Source organism: Haloarcula terrestris (assembly GCF_031624315.1).
Taxonomy (GTDB): domain Archaea; phylum Halobacteriota; class Halobacteria; order Halobacteriales; family Haloarculaceae; genus Haloarcula; species Haloarcula terrestris.
Map to the genome: position 1 here is coordinate 175,739 of NZ_JAMQOM010000006.1, position 13,498 is coordinate 189,236.

General features: G+C 65.4%; 19 protein-coding genes, 1 tRNA gene and 1 pseudogene. 14 read left to right on the plus strand and 7 right to left on the minus strand.

Features of this window, described 5'->3' with window-relative positions; genetic code table 11:
- Positions 1 to 61: 61 nt before the first annotated feature.
- From NDI54_RS15230 to NDI54_RS15270, 9 genes are all read left to right on the plus strand, one after another.
- Positions 62 to 445, plus strand: coding sequence for a hypothetical protein (locus tag NDI54_RS15230; protein WP_310897291.1), 384 nt, complete (start codon positions 62 to 64; stop codon positions 443 to 445).
- Between the two features lie 60 nt (positions 446 to 505).
- Positions 506 to 805, plus strand: coding sequence for a DUF5785 family protein (locus NDI54_RS15235; RefSeq protein WP_310897292.1), 300 nt, complete (start codon positions 506 to 508; stop codon positions 803 to 805).
- A gap of 55 nt (positions 806 to 860) precedes the next feature.
- Positions 861 to 1,196 carry a DUF7344 domain-containing protein gene (locus NDI54_RS15240; RefSeq protein ID WP_310897293.1) on the plus strand — a complete coding sequence of 112 codons (336 nt, stop codon included), beginning with the start codon at positions 861 to 863 and terminating at the stop codon, positions 1,194 to 1,196.
- Between the two features lie 108 nt (positions 1,197 to 1,304).
- Positions 1,305 to 2,078, plus strand: a complete 774-nt coding sequence (locus NDI54_RS15245) for a GTP cyclohydrolase III (protein WP_310897294.1) — start codon at positions 1,305 to 1,307, stop codon at positions 2,076 to 2,078.
- Between the two features lie 67 nt (positions 2,079 to 2,145).
- Positions 2,146 to 2,721, plus strand: a complete 576-nt coding sequence (locus tag NDI54_RS15250; protein ID WP_310897295.1) for a CBS domain-containing protein — start codon at positions 2,146 to 2,148, stop codon at positions 2,719 to 2,721.
- 65 nt (positions 2,722 to 2,786) lie between these two features.
- Entirely contained in the window at positions 2,787 to 3,254 is a 468-nt protein-coding gene (locus NDI54_RS15255; protein ID WP_310897296.1) for a GNAT family N-acetyltransferase, read from the plus strand.
- Between the two features lie 32 nt (positions 3,255 to 3,286).
- Positions 3,287 to 3,360: transfer RNA gene (locus NDI54_RS15260), tRNA-Thr, on the plus strand.
- A 35-nt stretch (positions 3,361 to 3,395) separates the two neighbouring features.
- Positions 3,396 to 3,800, plus strand: coding sequence for a peptide-methionine (R)-S-oxide reductase MsrB (gene msrB, locus NDI54_RS15265; RefSeq protein WP_310897297.1), 405 nt, complete (start codon positions 3,396 to 3,398; stop codon positions 3,798 to 3,800).
- A gap of 47 nt (positions 3,801 to 3,847) precedes the next feature.
- A complete protein-coding gene (locus NDI54_RS15270; protein ID WP_310897298.1) occupies positions 3,848 to 4,561 on the plus strand; it encodes a hypothetical protein in 714 nt (237 codons plus the stop codon).
- Here NDI54_RS15270 and NDI54_RS15275 read toward each other — a convergent pair.
- The 6 genes from NDI54_RS15275 to NDI54_RS15300 all read right to left on the minus strand — a co-directional run bounded on the left by NDI54_RS15275 (position 4,534) and on the right by NDI54_RS15300 (position 7,482).
- Positions 4,534 to 4,791, minus strand: a complete 258-nt coding sequence (locus NDI54_RS15275) for a glutaredoxin family protein (RefSeq protein WP_310897299.1) — start codon at positions 4,789 to 4,791, stop codon at positions 4,534 to 4,536. The genes NDI54_RS15270 and NDI54_RS15275 overlap by 28 nt on opposite strands.
- A 66-nt stretch (positions 4,792 to 4,857) precedes the next feature.
- Complete coding sequence (gene ndk, locus NDI54_RS15280) at positions 4,858 to 5,322, minus strand: nucleoside-diphosphate kinase (protein ID WP_310897300.1); 465 nt, start codon at positions 5,320 to 5,322, stop codon at positions 4,858 to 4,860.
- On the minus strand, positions 5,322 to 5,651 hold the full coding sequence (locus tag NDI54_RS15285) for a 50S ribosomal protein L24e (RefSeq protein ID WP_310897301.1): 330 nt from the start codon (positions 5,649 to 5,651) through the stop codon (positions 5,322 to 5,324). The genes ndk and NDI54_RS15285 overlap by 1 nt, the downstream gene beginning before the upstream one ends.
- A gap of 2 nt (positions 5,652 to 5,653) precedes the next feature.
- A complete protein-coding gene (locus NDI54_RS15290) occupies positions 5,654 to 5,881 on the minus strand; it encodes a 30S ribosomal protein S28e (protein ID WP_004516764.1) in 228 nt (75 codons plus the stop codon).
- An 11-nt stretch (positions 5,882 to 5,892) separates the two neighbouring features.
- Positions 5,893 to 6,255: a 50S ribosomal protein L7Ae gene (gene rpl7ae / locus NDI54_RS15295; protein ID WP_137682513.1), complete on the minus strand. Its 363-nt coding sequence runs from the start codon at positions 6,253 to 6,255 to the stop codon at positions 5,893 to 5,895.
- 213 nt (positions 6,256 to 6,468) lie between these two features.
- Positions 6,469 to 7,482: an NAD(P)H-dependent flavin oxidoreductase gene (locus NDI54_RS15300; protein ID WP_310897302.1), complete on the minus strand. Its 1,014-nt coding sequence runs from the start codon at positions 7,480 to 7,482 to the stop codon at positions 6,469 to 6,471.
- Between the two features lie 88 nt (positions 7,483 to 7,570).
- Between NDI54_RS15300 and tmcA the strand changes: the two genes are divergently transcribed.
- The 5 genes from tmcA (at position 7,571) to NDI54_RS15325 (ending at position 13,225) form a co-directional block, all read left to right on the plus strand.
- Positions 7,571 to 9,808, plus strand: a complete 2,238-nt coding sequence (gene tmcA, locus NDI54_RS15305) for a tRNA(Met) cytidine acetyltransferase TmcA (protein ID WP_310897303.1) — start codon at positions 7,571 to 7,573, stop codon at positions 9,806 to 9,808.
- Entirely contained in the window at positions 9,805 to 10,302 is a 498-nt protein-coding gene (locus tag NDI54_RS15310) for a DUF456 domain-containing protein (RefSeq protein ID WP_310897304.1), read from the plus strand. Before tmcA ends, NDI54_RS15310 begins: the two co-directional genes overlap by 4 nt.
- Positions 10,299 to 10,463: a hypothetical protein gene (locus tag NDI54_RS15315; protein WP_310897305.1), complete on the plus strand. Its 165-nt coding sequence runs from the start codon at positions 10,299 to 10,301 to the stop codon at positions 10,461 to 10,463. The genes NDI54_RS15310 and NDI54_RS15315 overlap by 4 nt, the downstream gene beginning before the upstream one ends.
- A gap of 122 nt (positions 10,464 to 10,585) precedes the next feature.
- A complete protein-coding gene (locus tag NDI54_RS15320) occupies positions 10,586 to 12,187 on the plus strand; it encodes a class I adenylate-forming enzyme family protein (RefSeq protein WP_310897306.1) in 1,602 nt (533 codons plus the stop codon).
- 63 nt (positions 12,188 to 12,250) lie between these two features.
- Positions 12,251 to 13,225, plus strand: coding sequence for an LLM class flavin-dependent oxidoreductase (locus NDI54_RS15325; RefSeq protein WP_310897307.1), 975 nt, complete (start codon positions 12,251 to 12,253; stop codon positions 13,223 to 13,225).
- 180 nt (positions 13,226 to 13,405) lie between these two features.
- On the opposite strand, the pseudogene NDI54_RS15330 reads toward NDI54_RS15325, so the two are convergent.
- Positions 13,406 to 13,498: pseudogene (locus NDI54_RS15330) on the minus strand (IS5/IS1182 family transposase); the annotation flags it as partial.

Genomic DNA, 13,498 nt, shown 5'->3' on the forward strand with positions numbered 1-13,498 from the left:
CTGCCTACCGCCCAGTCTCCGCCCGCGAATTTAACTTGTATCACGCCCAACCACTTGCTAGATGACCACGGACCCCTCGTTCGCCATTCCGGCCCACCCACAGCGGCGCTTCCCGCACGGAAGCGGGGTCGAATACGAGGGCGGGACGGAGTTCCGGCTCACGCCCGACAGAGAGCGGGCGACGGCGGAACTCGCCGACACTGTCGTCGACATCCTCACCGACGGCCCGTACCGTTACGGCGACTTCCACGACCTGCCGATGCCGCTGTGGCTGGTCCGCGACGAGGAGACGGCCGACGTGTTCCGCGTTGCCGTCCGCGACGGGACGGTGCGGTTGCACGTCCTGCCGACGACGGAGTCCGACGGACTGCGGCGGTTCTTCGAGCGCCTGTGTGACACCAGTGAGGGGGGATCGTGGGCCGTGCAGCGACATGTCGACGGGTAGTGACCGTTTTGCCGGGCGGGGAGAGAAACCCTTTTTATGCCAGTGTCCAGAGAATCGCGTATGGACTGGCCACACGATCCGGACGGTGAGGAGGGAAGCGAGGGCCGACGCAAGTACGGCCACGCTGTGTTGGCGAAGAAAGTCAACGAGGACGAGGACTTCCCGTTGACTGCCAAGGAGTACGTCGACCAGTACGGGGACCATCCGATTCGGATCGACTACGAGACAGTGGTTAGCGTGGCGGACATCTTCGAATACGTCGACCAGGAGGAGTTCTCGGACTTCCCGGACTTCCACAAAGCCCTCGGGCGCGCCCTGCGTGAGGCGGACTGGTGGCCGTACAGGCTCAAACAGGCCTAACCGTGTGGTGTGGGGGCACGACACATACTTGTAGGTGGCCGGTGTAGCCTCGCGTATGGCGACGACACATTCACCCGACCACAGTGGACACGGACTTCCCAAGGCGGTCATCGAGGACCTGCTGTCGGACGACACCCGCCGCCGCGCGCTCTCGATACTGGCTGAGCGTGGTGAACCGATGGTCGTGGGCGACCTCGCGGCAGCGGTTCTGGCGGCCGAGCGTGACATCGAACCAGCAGCGGTCCCGGACACCGACAGGGAGGAACTCACAGAGGAACTGTTCACCGAACACCTCCCGAAACTGACGGCGACCGGCGTTGTGGCCTACGACTCGATGGTCGGAACCGTCGAGATACAGCGCCGCGATGCGGTGCCGTCTGACGGCCGCTGAAACGGCTGGCGTCGCTGGGATTCGACGCCGATTCAGACCGGTCCCCAGTCTTCTCTGTGGGCAATTTCGACAGAGCAATACCCGTTGCTTCCGAAGGATCGATGGACAGTGACCAACACCCAGATAACCCACATACAGATTGACAACTACGGGCCGTGGACTGTGACGCCAGAGCCCCGACGTGAAGTGGACCTCCAGACGCTCCAGTCCCGTCTGTACGCCGACCTCGCCCAACTGTTCGGGAACCGCGACGGCTACATCTTCTTTTCGCGGTTCGACAACATGATCGCGGTGACGAACGGGCTGGACGAAGCCGCACACGCACTCATCCAGGAGTCTGTCGGCAATCGCTACCCGGTGACGATGAGCCTCTCGGTCGCGACGGGAACGACGCCCGTTTCCGCGCTGGGAACGGCAACGGAACAGCTCCAAGAGGCCGGCAGCGCACAGGACAAGGGCCGACGTGAAGTGTTGCGGGGACAGACTATCGACGAGCAGTTCCGGGCCGAGACGGACGTTCAGTTAGCCCACTTCGATGTCGACGACGCCACCGAGAAGTACACCGACCAACTCAACGAGTTCGACACGTTCATTCGGATCGAGCAGGGGTACGCGGCGCTCATGAAGTACATGCGCGAGGCCCACGACTCGCTGTCGTTTTTCGTCGGCGGCGACAACGTCATCGCGGTCTGTCCGGACCTCGACGAAGCAGATTACCACGACGCTATCGAACACGTCCGCGAGGAAGTCGACGTGGAGCTAAAAGTCGGCGTCGGACGCGGGCGGACGGCCGCTACGGCCGGTATGGACGCAAAGCACGCCTTAGAAACATGTCGGGCGACCGGCGACGCCGTCACTATCGAGACAGCGACAACAGAGTAGATTACGAACCCCGCGACATAAGCGTAGTGGAGGTATCTTTTAGACCAGCCGTGTGATAACAATACACATGAACGGCGAGGTCACTGTGCGGGAGGTTATGAACCGAGAGTACGTCGGCGCAAGCGAATCCGACGACCTCCTCGAAACGACGGAGTTGCTGATCCGCGAGGAGCAACATTCGATCCTCGTGTTGCGAGGGAACGAACCGGTCGGCGTGGCGACGGACAGAGACGTGCTGGCGTACATCGTCGACGGCGGCGACCCGGACACCGCCACCGTCGGCGACGTGATGCGGGAGTCGATTCCGACAATCGACCCCGACGCAGGGCTTCCGGAGGCCCGGGACCGCATGGCGACGCGGTCCGCCGAGTTCCTCCTGGTCATGGCAGACGGTGAGCCACTCGGAACGCTGACCGAACACGACATCCTCTCGACGGCGCGGCTCGAAAGCGAATCGACGGCGGTCGTCGAAGAGACCCCGCAGGTCGCGACGACCGGCCAGGAGGCCACGACCGACGGGATGGAGTCCGCCGCGGAGGACTCCTTCGACAGCCAGGGCATCTGTTCCGCCTGTGGCACGCTGACACGGGAGCTAGCGTCGTTCAACGGTCAGCTCCTCTGTGCGGACTGCCGGGATGTCTGACCGTCTCGCACACCCGATAGCTCCCGCAGCCGAACTGTTTTGACCGTACGACACGGAGTGTCACCGTGGAAATCGTCACCGCTTCGATGGAGGACGTGGACACCATCGTCGACCTGTGGGTCCAGCTGGCGGCGGGCCAGCGTGCTCACGGCTCACACCTGTTCGGTGACCGGAACCGGACGGCCGTCCGGGAGACCGTCGTGCAGCGCGTCGTCGCCGAAAACGTACTCGTGGCCAACGTGGACCGACGCACTGTCGGATTCGTTATGGTAACTATCGACAGCGGCCGCTACGAGCAAGACGAGCGGCGGGGGATCATCGAGAATATCTTCGTCGAACCGGCCTACAGAAACCAGGGGATCGGCAGCGAACTGCTCGATTCGGCGGAGGATCGGCTCCGGAGCACCGGTGCGGACATCCTCGCCCTGGAGGCGATGGCGGACAACGAATCCGCCCGACAGTTCTACCGGGCACACGGCTATGGGCCACACCGGATCGAACTCGAAAAGCCGACCGAAAACGATACTCTCTAAACGGTCCCCACACAACCCAGGCATGTAACCGCGCCAGGGGAGCTTGGGTGGTCCAAGCACTCGACTTGTAATCGAGAGTTCGTGGGTTCAAATCCCACCCCTGGCTCTACGTTTTTATCGCTGGGACACGTACACCATTCCATGAGTGAATCCGAAAGCGAACTCCCGGACAACGACGCGGAGTGGCGCGAGATACTCTCTGACGAGGAGTACCGAATCCTCCGCGAGTCGGGGACGGAACCGCGGTTCAGTAGCGACCTCATCGACGTGAAAGACGAGGGCGTGTTCACCTGTGCCGGCTGTGGGACGGAGCTGTTCGACAGTGACGAGAAGTTCGACTCCGAGACCGGGTGGCCGAGCTTCTGGGACGTGTACCAGGAAGGCAACGTCGAAACCCGACCGGACAACAGCCACGGAATGCAGCGAACGGAAGTCGTCTGTGCCGAGTGTGGCGGCCATCTGGGCCACGTGTTCGACGATGGGCCGGAACCAACCGGGAAGCGGTACTGCATCAACGGCGCGGCGCTCGACTTCGAGTCGGAGTAGCGACCACCGGAACCCTTTTTTCCGTCATTGAAGTTATACGGCTAGACGTGACTGAACACGCCGACGACGCGACCGACGAGGGGGCCGGAACCGGACCGGTCAGCGAATCGCTGGTGGACGAGCCACCGACCGCCACAGCCGAGCAGCCACAGCCGGAGAGCCACCTGTTGAAAGCGAGTCTCCGAACGTTCCCGTGGCTCCGGGCGGCCGCCGTCGCCGCCGGCACGCTGGTCGTCGAGTACCTGCTCGTCGCGCTGCTGTTCGTCGTCGGACCGTCGTCGGTCGACCTGCCCGAACTGACGGACCGGCTGGTCCAGTACGGCTTCGTGCTGTACAACGCCCATCACGTGCCAACGCTCGTGACCGCGACGGATGCCGAGGTGTACGGGTCGGCCGCCCGGAACATCCTATACGGCGCGCAGGGCGCGAGTATCCCACCCATCGTTTATTTCCTGATTCCCATCGTCTCGTTGCTCGTCGTTGGCGCGCTGTTCGAGCGCTACCGCGGCGCTGCCCGGACGGACAGCCTGTTCGAGGAAGCGGCGCTCGTCGGCACCGGACTCAGCTTCGGCTACGTCGTCACCGGCTTCGCTGGGAGCTTCGTGTTTGTCCGGACGGTCATGTTCAACGACGGGGGCCAGGGTCAGGCCGCGCCCGCCGTACCGTGGCTCCTGTTGCTGTTGTTTTTCTTCCCGCTCATATTTGCGACCGTCGGCGCGGCCGCCCAGTACGTCTACGCCGACCGGGCTTCGGGCGCGTAAGTCGACTCGATGAAGTCCAGAATGCGCTCGGATTCCGCCATCGTGACGCCGCGGTCCGCGTCGACTAAGACCGGGACGCCACGCTGACCGGAGACCTCCTTTACTTCGTTGCGCTTGGAGTGCAGGGCCTCGACCCAGACGCTGTCGTAGTCGATGCCGAGGTCGTCCAGTCGGTCGGCGACCTTCTCGCAGTACGGACAGCCGTCGAGCTGGTAGAGTGTCAGGCTCATACCAGGTAGTACGGACGCCGCCCTCAAGGCGGTTGTGCTCGAAAAAACGCGACAGTCGACCTGGCGTTACTCGTACAGCCAGGACGAGTCGATCTGGTCCCACTCGACCAGTTCGTCCTCGTCGAAGAACAGCGCGATCTCGCGCTCGTTTGCGCCCTCGTCCTCGTGGTCGGAGCCGTGGATGACGTTCCGACCGAGGTCGAGGCCGTAGTCGCCGCGGATGGTGCCGGGAGCCGACTCGGCCGGGTCGGTCTCGCCCATCATGTTCCGGACCTGCCGGGTCGCGTCCTGGCCTTCCCAGACCATCGCAAACACGGGGCCGGAGGTGATGAAGTCGACGAGCCCGTCGAAGAACGGCTTGTCCTCGTGCTCGCCGTAGTGCTCCTCGGCGAGCTCCTGGTCGATCTGCATGAACTTGCCGCCGACCATCTTCAGGCCGCGGTCCTCGAAGCGGGAGACGATATCCCCGATGAGGCCGCGCTGGACGCCGTCGGGCTTGACCATCACGAACGTGCGCTCGTGCTCGGCCATCAGGCCTCAGCCTCCTCGGCTTCCTCGTCGGCGTCTTCGGCCTCGTCGGCGTCCGCATCAGCGTCCTCGGCGTCTGCTTCGGCCTCGTCAGCGTCGGCTGCCGGAGCTGTGTCGGTTTCGACCTCGTCCGGTTCTTCCTCGACCGCACCGGCCTCGCCGCGGGCGGTGTCGGTCCATTCGAGGTTGCGGGCCTCGCGGCCCAGGTCGGCGTTGTTCTCGCACTTCGAGGAACAGAAGTGCGTGGTCGCGCCGTCCTTGTGGACGAACATCGTGCCCGTGCCGGGTTCGATGTCCGTACCGCAGTAGTCACATTCGCGTGTCCGGGGCATGGTTACTGCCCTCCGATGGTGTCGGCCTCGCGAGCCGTCTCGCGGAGCTGGAGCACGTCACCTTCGCGGACCGGGCCGAGAACGTTGCGCGTGATGATGCGCCCCTGGTTCTCGCCTTCGCGGATGCGGCACTTGACCTGCATGGCCTCGCCGTGCATCCCCGTCCGGCCCACGACTTCGATAACCTCGGCGGGCGTGGAACCGCTGCTTTCGGATTCCTCAGCGCTCATCCGAGGTCACCTCACCGAAGCTCCTCGACCTTGTCAGCGATGTCCTCGACATCGGCCTCGGCCTCACCGGCGTCGGTGACGGCCGCAGCGGCCGAGCCGACTTCGAGCCCGGCGGCGTGTCCGAGGTCGTCCTGCTGCTCGACGAAGATGAAGGGGACGCCCTTCTCGTCGGCAAGTTCCGGAATGTGCATGACGATTTCCTCGGGCTGAACGTCTTCGGCGACGAAGACGAGCTCGGCGGAGCCGCGCTCGATGGCCTTGGTCGTCTCGTTTGTACCCTTCTTTACCGCGCCTGTGTCCCGGGCGACCTCGAGCGCCTCAAGGGCGTCGTCTTCGAGGTCCGCGGGAACGTCGAAATCTACGTATACTGGCATTTGTATGTTCACCTCCTGCGCGCGAGCTCAGGCTCCCCCGCCGTGTCCGGGCCGCGAGGCCCGTCACACCGTGGTGGTGTGTATCCTGAAAAGGCTGGGAGCATCATCAACTCGGCGCAGGCTGTACCCCATTCTGTGCCACCGGCCCTAAAAGCGCTTTCGAAGCCGAAATCGCGTGCCAGGCCGCCACACGGGTGCTGTCGGGGGGTCTGTCTATTCCGTGGCCGCCGACGCATCGGCCAGCGCAGCCCTCGCGTCGGAGACGAGACGGGCGACCACCTCGCCGGCGGGTCGAACGGCCTGTGCGAGGCCGGCACTCTGCCCGGCGTAGTGGGGCAGGGCCTCAACGTCACCCGTCATCCCGTCCAGTGGAGGCATATCAGCAAGCCGACTGATCGGTTCGCCGTCGGGCATCCGTGCGATCTGTTCGGGGTCGCTGCCGACGGTTTCCCCATCTGAATCGGCATTGGCCTGCTGCCTGACCTCGTCGGTTTCGAGGACCCGGTGTGGCTGGTCCGGCCAGCCCCGGTCGAAGAGACCGGTGAGCCGCGTCGCCGTCTCGGGCGCGGCAACGATTTGCTCGCGGTAGGCCTCGTGTGCGCCCGACTCCTCGGTCGCTACGAACCGAGTGCCGAACCAGCCGCCGTCGGCACCCAGCGTCAGCGCCGCTGCGAGGCCGCGTCCGTCGCCGAGACCGCCGGCCGCGACGACCGGCACTGGAACCGCGTCAGCCACCCGCGGGAGCAGGGCCATCGTCGTCACGTCGCTCTGGACGTGCCCGCCGGCTTCCCGGCCCTGCGCGACCACGACATCGGCTCCGGCGTCGACGGCCGCCCTGGCCTCAGCAGCGCTTGCGACCGTGACCATCGCCGTCCCACCGGCCTCGTGGACGCGGTCGATGTACGGGCCGGCATCGCCGAAGGAGAAAGAGACGACCGACGCGCCAGCGTCCAGACAGGCGTCGAGACAGGTCGACGGGGACAGGACGCCGGTCGACTCGTCGAGGACGACGTTGACGCCGACCACGCCGCTGGTCGCACTTGCGGCGTCCGTGTATGAATCGCGAATCGCATCGGCGTCACGCCACGACATCGCCAGCATCCCGAGGCCGCCTGCATCCGCGACTGCTGCGGCCAGGTCCGGCGTGGAGACGCTTCCGACCGGAGCCTGCACGACTGGGTGGTCGATACCGAGAACTGTGCAGAGCGGGGTTTGGAGGGGAGCCATGCCGGCCACTGTGTCCGGTCCGGTCAAAAGCGTATCTCGATAGCGCCGTGACCGTCAGGTCCATACTGACTCGTCCGCCACCACCGGTATGGACATCGCGCGGTCGCTCCGAGCGGAGGCCCGCCGCGCAAACGAGCGGCGGCTGCTCGTGCTGGCGGGCGACCCCGACCGGACGCGGGAGCGGGCAGCGGCAGCGCTCGACGCGGCTGACATTCCCAGCGCGGAGACGACCGTCATCGGCCCTGAGCCGTTTCTCGACTGTGAGCACCACGAGCAGTCCCGCGCCGAGGAGTTGCTGGGTCGGACCCGAACAGCCGTCGTGCTGGACGCGCACGATGAACTGCGGCCGGACGCAGTCGGGCGGACCGTCGGCGCGGTCGACGGCGGCGGCCTCTATCTCGTTCTCGCGCCGCCGCTGGAGACGTGGCCCGAGGAACGCGACGGCTTCGACGACTCGCTGGCGGTCCCGCCGTTCGACGTGGCAGACGTGACCGGCCACTTCCGCCGTCGGTTCGTCGAAACGCTGCGAGCGCACCGAGGTATCGCCATCGTCGACGCCGACACGGACACCGTCGAGCAGGACGGGCTGACGAATCCGCCGCCGAGCCGCCCGGTTCCCGCACCGACGCCGCCCGCCGACAGGAAGTTCCGCTCCGAGACCTACACGCAGTGCCTGACCGACGACCAGCGGGACGCTGTCCGTGCGTTCGAGGCCCTGCGGGACGACGGCGCGGCGGTCGTGGTCGAGGCCGACCGTGGCCGGGGGAAATCCAGCGCCGCCGGGCTGGCCGCCGGAAATCTCGCCACGGAGGGCAGGAACGTGCTGGTGACAGCGCCGCAGTACCGGAGCGCCGGCGAAGTGTTCACGCGGGCGATACACCTGCTGGAGACACTTGGTGTTGATTTCACACGCGACCGGGCGTCGGACCCCCAGCGACTCGACCTCGCTGGGGCGGGCTGCGTGCGGTATGCGCCACCAGCCGAGGCCGCGGCGCTTCCGGGCGACCCCGACGTGGTCATCGTCGACGAGGCCGCGGCCCTGCCGGTCCGACGGCTGGAGCAGTTCCTCGACGCCCCGGCGGTCGCGTTTACCACGACCGTTCACGGGTACGAAGGGGCAGGACGTGGCTTCTCCGTGCGGTTCCGGGACCGGCTGGCCGAAAGCGACCACACCGTCACCGACGTGTCGATGACGACGCCGATCCGCTACGGCGACGCCGACCCCGTGGAGGTGTGGGCGTTCCGGGCGCTGTTGCTGGACGCCCGCCCACCGGTCGACCAACTCATCTCGGATGCGACGCCGGAAACCGTAGCGTACCGACGGCTGTCGGCGGCTGATCTGCTCGCCGACGAGCACCTGCTCCGGGAGGTCTTCGGGCTGCTCGTACTGGCCCACTACCGGACGGAACCTTCGGACCTGGCCCGACTGCTCGACGCACCCAATCTCACTGTCCGGGCGCTGACTCACGAGGGCCACGTCGTCGCGGTCGCGTTGCTGGCACAGGAGGGCAACCTCCCGGCGGACACGCGAGCCACGATGTACGAGGGCGGGCGGGTCCGGGGAAACATGCTCCCGGACGTGCTGTCGACGCAACTCCGGGACGAAGCCGCTGGGATCCCGGTCGGGCAACGGGTCCTCCGCATCGCGACCCACGCCGCAGTTCGATCCCGCGGCCTCGGCTCCCGACTCCTTGCGGAAATCAGGGCGGAGTTCGCCGACCGGGTGGACTGGCTGGGCGTCGGCTACGGCGGGACGCCGGAGCTCGTCCGCTTCTGGGCGGATAACGGCTACAGTACCGTCCACCTCGCTACTTCGCGGAACGCGACCAGCGGCGAGTACTCCGTCGTGATGCTCGATTCCTGTTCCGACGGCGGAGCGGCGCTCGCGACGCGTCACGGCGGGTGGTTTCAGGACCGCATCGTCGCGGTGCTGTCGGACCCGCTCGATGACTGTGATCCAGACGTGGTCCGTGCCGTCATCGGGGCGACCGACGTGGAGCCGACGCTTGCGCTCTCCGAGTGGGAGTGGCGGCTGATCGCCGGCGTCCCCGGCGGCGCGTCGGTTCTCGACACGAACCCGGGGCCGTTCCGTGAACTCGCCCGGCGACACCTCTCGGACCCGGCCGACTCCACCGCGCTCTCCGACAGAGAGGAACGCCTGCTCGTCCGAAAGGTCCTGCAGGCCCGTCCCTGGGCGGCCGTCACCGAGGAACTGGGATTCGTCTCCGAGCGGGAGTGCATGCGAACCCTCGGCGGAGTCGTCGAAAGATTGACGCGTCTGTACGGCGACCCTTGGGTACAGGAGGAACTCGATAGACACCAATGAGCCTGGTCGGCTTCGAAACGCTGCTGTTTGTCCTTGCGTTCGCGCTGCTCGTCGGCGGCGTCATCGGCAGTGTCACCCCCCAGGTCCCCGGCGCGCTCGTCTCGCTCGCCGGCGTCTACCTCTACTGGCTCGCCAGCGGCATGACCGAGCCCGGAACGATCCTGCTTGTCCTGCTGACGCTCGTCGGCCTGCTGACGTGGGCCGTCGATATCGCGGGCGGAGCCGTCGCGGCGCGCGTCGGCGGGGCGTCGAACTGGACCGCAGTTCTGGCCGGCGTCGTGGCGCTCGTCCTCTTTTTCGTCACCGGCCCGCTGGGCATTCTGCTGGGCGTCGCCGGCACGGTGTTCGTCGTCGAGTTCTACCGCCAGGACGACGCCAGGGGCGGGCTGAAGGCGGCGCTGGTGACCACCCTCGGGATGCTCGCCTCCGGGATCGTGCAGGCGATGCTGACAGCGTCGATACTGGTCACGATGGTCGCCGTCGCGCTGCTATGACCCAGTGCGCCGAGGACGGCTGTGAGAACGACGCCGCGGTCGAACTCCATATCCCCTGGGACGCGAACCGCGAAGTCTGTCCGGACCACGCCCGCGTCTGGGCACAGAAGGACGGCGTCGTTCCCGCGCCGATGGACGGCCACGAGGACGCGTGGCCGTAGCCGATCAGTGTCGGCGCGAGCAATTGTTTCCTACGACGGATCCGTTTGAGCAGGCTGGGGACTCATTATGAAGAAAATATAATAATAATTGGATGTGAAATTGGTGAATGCGTTGTGTTATCATGAAACGCGAAATGCTCACCACCGACTTCATCGACCGTGCAGCGGACATCTACGACGACGTGACCGGAGTTGTTGCCCACGACGGCACCGAGTACACGTACGCCGAGGTAAACGAACGGGTCAACAGGCTGGCACACGCACTCTCTGACCGAGGCGTCTCGGAGGGGAATCGGGTGGCCGTCCTCGCGCCGAACACACACTACTTCATCGAGACGCTGTACGCGACGAACAAACTGGGTGCGGTGTTCGTCCCGCTGAACTACCGGCTCGACCCCGCGAAAATCGAATACATCCTGAACGATTGCGAGGCCGCGACTGTAATCGCCGACTACGACTTCGCCGAGAAGGTCCAGCCGGTACGTGACGCCGTGCCCGCGGAGGAGTTTATCGGCTACGAAGCCGACCGTATCGACGGGGAGTGGACGGACTACAGCGACATGCTCGACGGCCAGCCGACAGCAGAGCCCGAGCGACCGGACATCTCGGAGGACGACGACGCCAGCATCAACTACACGTCGGGCACGACGGGCGACCCGAAGGGCGTCGTCAGAACCCATCGGACCGAAAGCTGGCACGCGCTGGTCCTCAATCAGCACATGGAGGTCGAAGACGACGACACGTACCTCTGGACGCTCCCGATGTTCCACTGCAACGGCTGGGGCCACACCTACGCCATCACCGGAACGGGCGGGACTCACGTCTGCCAGCGGACCTTCGACGCCGCGGACACGTTCCGGCGGGTCCGCGAGTACGACGTGTCGTTCATGTGTGGCGCGCCGACGGTGCTGAACAAACTCATTCAGCACTACCGAGCCAACGACGGCGACGTGGTGACACAGGGCGAGCGGGACGTACGAATCGCAACGGCCGGGAGCGCCCCGGCGACGGCGACCATCGAGCGCGTCGAGGACGAGTTCGGCTGGCGCATCATCCACATCTACGGCCTGACCGAGACGGCCCCCATCATCACGACCAGCAACTCCCCGCGGCGCATCGCCGAGCGGGGTCGAGGAATCAAGGTCAAGCAGGGCTCCGAGGCACTGTGTACCGACATACGGATCGTCGACGAGGGCGGCGAGGACGTGCCACGCGATGGGGGGACCATCGGCGAGGTTGTCGTCCAGGGCAATCAGGTGATGGACCGCTATCTCAACAAGCCCGAGATCACCGAGGAGGCGTTCACCGACCGCGTGGCGGGGTACTTCCACACCGGCGACCTCGCTACGTGGGACGACGACGGAATGATACAGATCATGGACCGCCGGAAGGACATCATCATCTCCGGCGGGGAAAACATCTCCTCGATAGAACTGGAGGACGAACTGTACGACCACCCGGACGTTCTGAAGGCCGCGGTCATTCCGGCTCCGAGCGAAGACTGGGGCGAGACGCCGATGGCACTGGTCGTTCCGACGGCCGACAGCGACGCGACCGAACAGGACATTCTCGACTTCCTCCGGGAGCGCGTCGCGAGCTACAAAGTCCCAACAGGCGTCGACTTCCGGGACTCGCTGCCTGAGACAGCGACCGGCAAGATACAGAAGTACGAACTCCGCGAGGAGTACTGGAAAGAGCAAGAGCGGATGATCGGCCAGGAGTGAGACTGGAACGTCAGCGAGAGATCAGCACGATTCTTTATTACGTTTCCGCCGGTCGGTCGGACTATGCATCTGGGAGTCGTTGTGCCACGCGTCGAGGACCACAGCACAATCGATCTGGCCGTCGAGGCCGAAGAACACGGCTACGACTCGGTCTGGCTGAACGAACTGTGGGGGGCCAGTTCCGTCGTGGAGCTCACGGACATCGCCACCCGGACCGAGGACATCGAACTCGGGACGGCCATACTCAACGTCTTCTCGCGGTCGCCGGCCGTGCTGGCGATGACGGCGGCGACCCTCGACAGGGTCTCCGACGGGCGGGCAGTGCTTGGGCTGGGGACGAGCACAGCCCGATCAATCGAGAACATGCACAGCATGGCGTTCGAGCGGCCGGTCCGTCGCGCCCACGAGACCATCGATATCGTCAAACAACTCATGACGGGCGACGAGCGGGTGTCCTACGACGGCGAGGTGGTGTCGGTCAACGGCGTCCCCCCGCTGGACCGTGACGTGCCGGTGTACCACGCCGCCCTCGGGCCGGCAAACAGGCGCGTCGTCGCGCGCCTCGCCGACGGGTGGCTCCCACATATGATTCCGTTCTCCGAACTCGACGCGGCGTTCGAGTACATCGCCGAAACCGCCCGCGAGGAAGACCGCGACCCTACCGAAATCACCGTCGCGCCGTACGTCCCGGCGGTCGTCCACGAGGACGCCGACCGGGCCACTGAGGAACTGCGAAAACACATCGCCTACTACGTGGGCAGCGGCGAAGGCTACCGCCGGGCCGTCGCGGAGACGTATCCCGACCGGGCGGAGCGCATCGCCGACGCCTGGCAGGCGGGGGACCGTGGCGAGGCGACTGAGCTGGTCACTGATGAAATGGCCGCTGACCTCGGTATCGCCGGGACGCCGGAACAGGCGCGAGAAAAGCGGGACTCGGTCGCGGACAGGGATGTACTCGACCGCCTCTTGCTAACAGTGCCACAGCAGGTCGACGGCGATCTCGCTCGGAAAACGATTCGGGAGCTGGGACAGCGGTGAGGACGATACGCGATAAGCACTGTCGCTCAATAGCTTCGTCACGTGTGGGGTCGCCAATAGGAGGGGAAACAAAAGCTGATAGTAGAAGACCCAGTGGTCTACAAACAGTGTGGGGCACCAAGATATATACTACCGTATATGAAATATCGGCTCTGTAGTTTCGATACACTGCGCTGGATTTCACGGATATCGGACGCTCCGACGAAGGTTGTAGACGGTGGCTTTGAGGATGATTTCACGGAATTCGAGCCACCAGCTTCGCGCACGCACGGC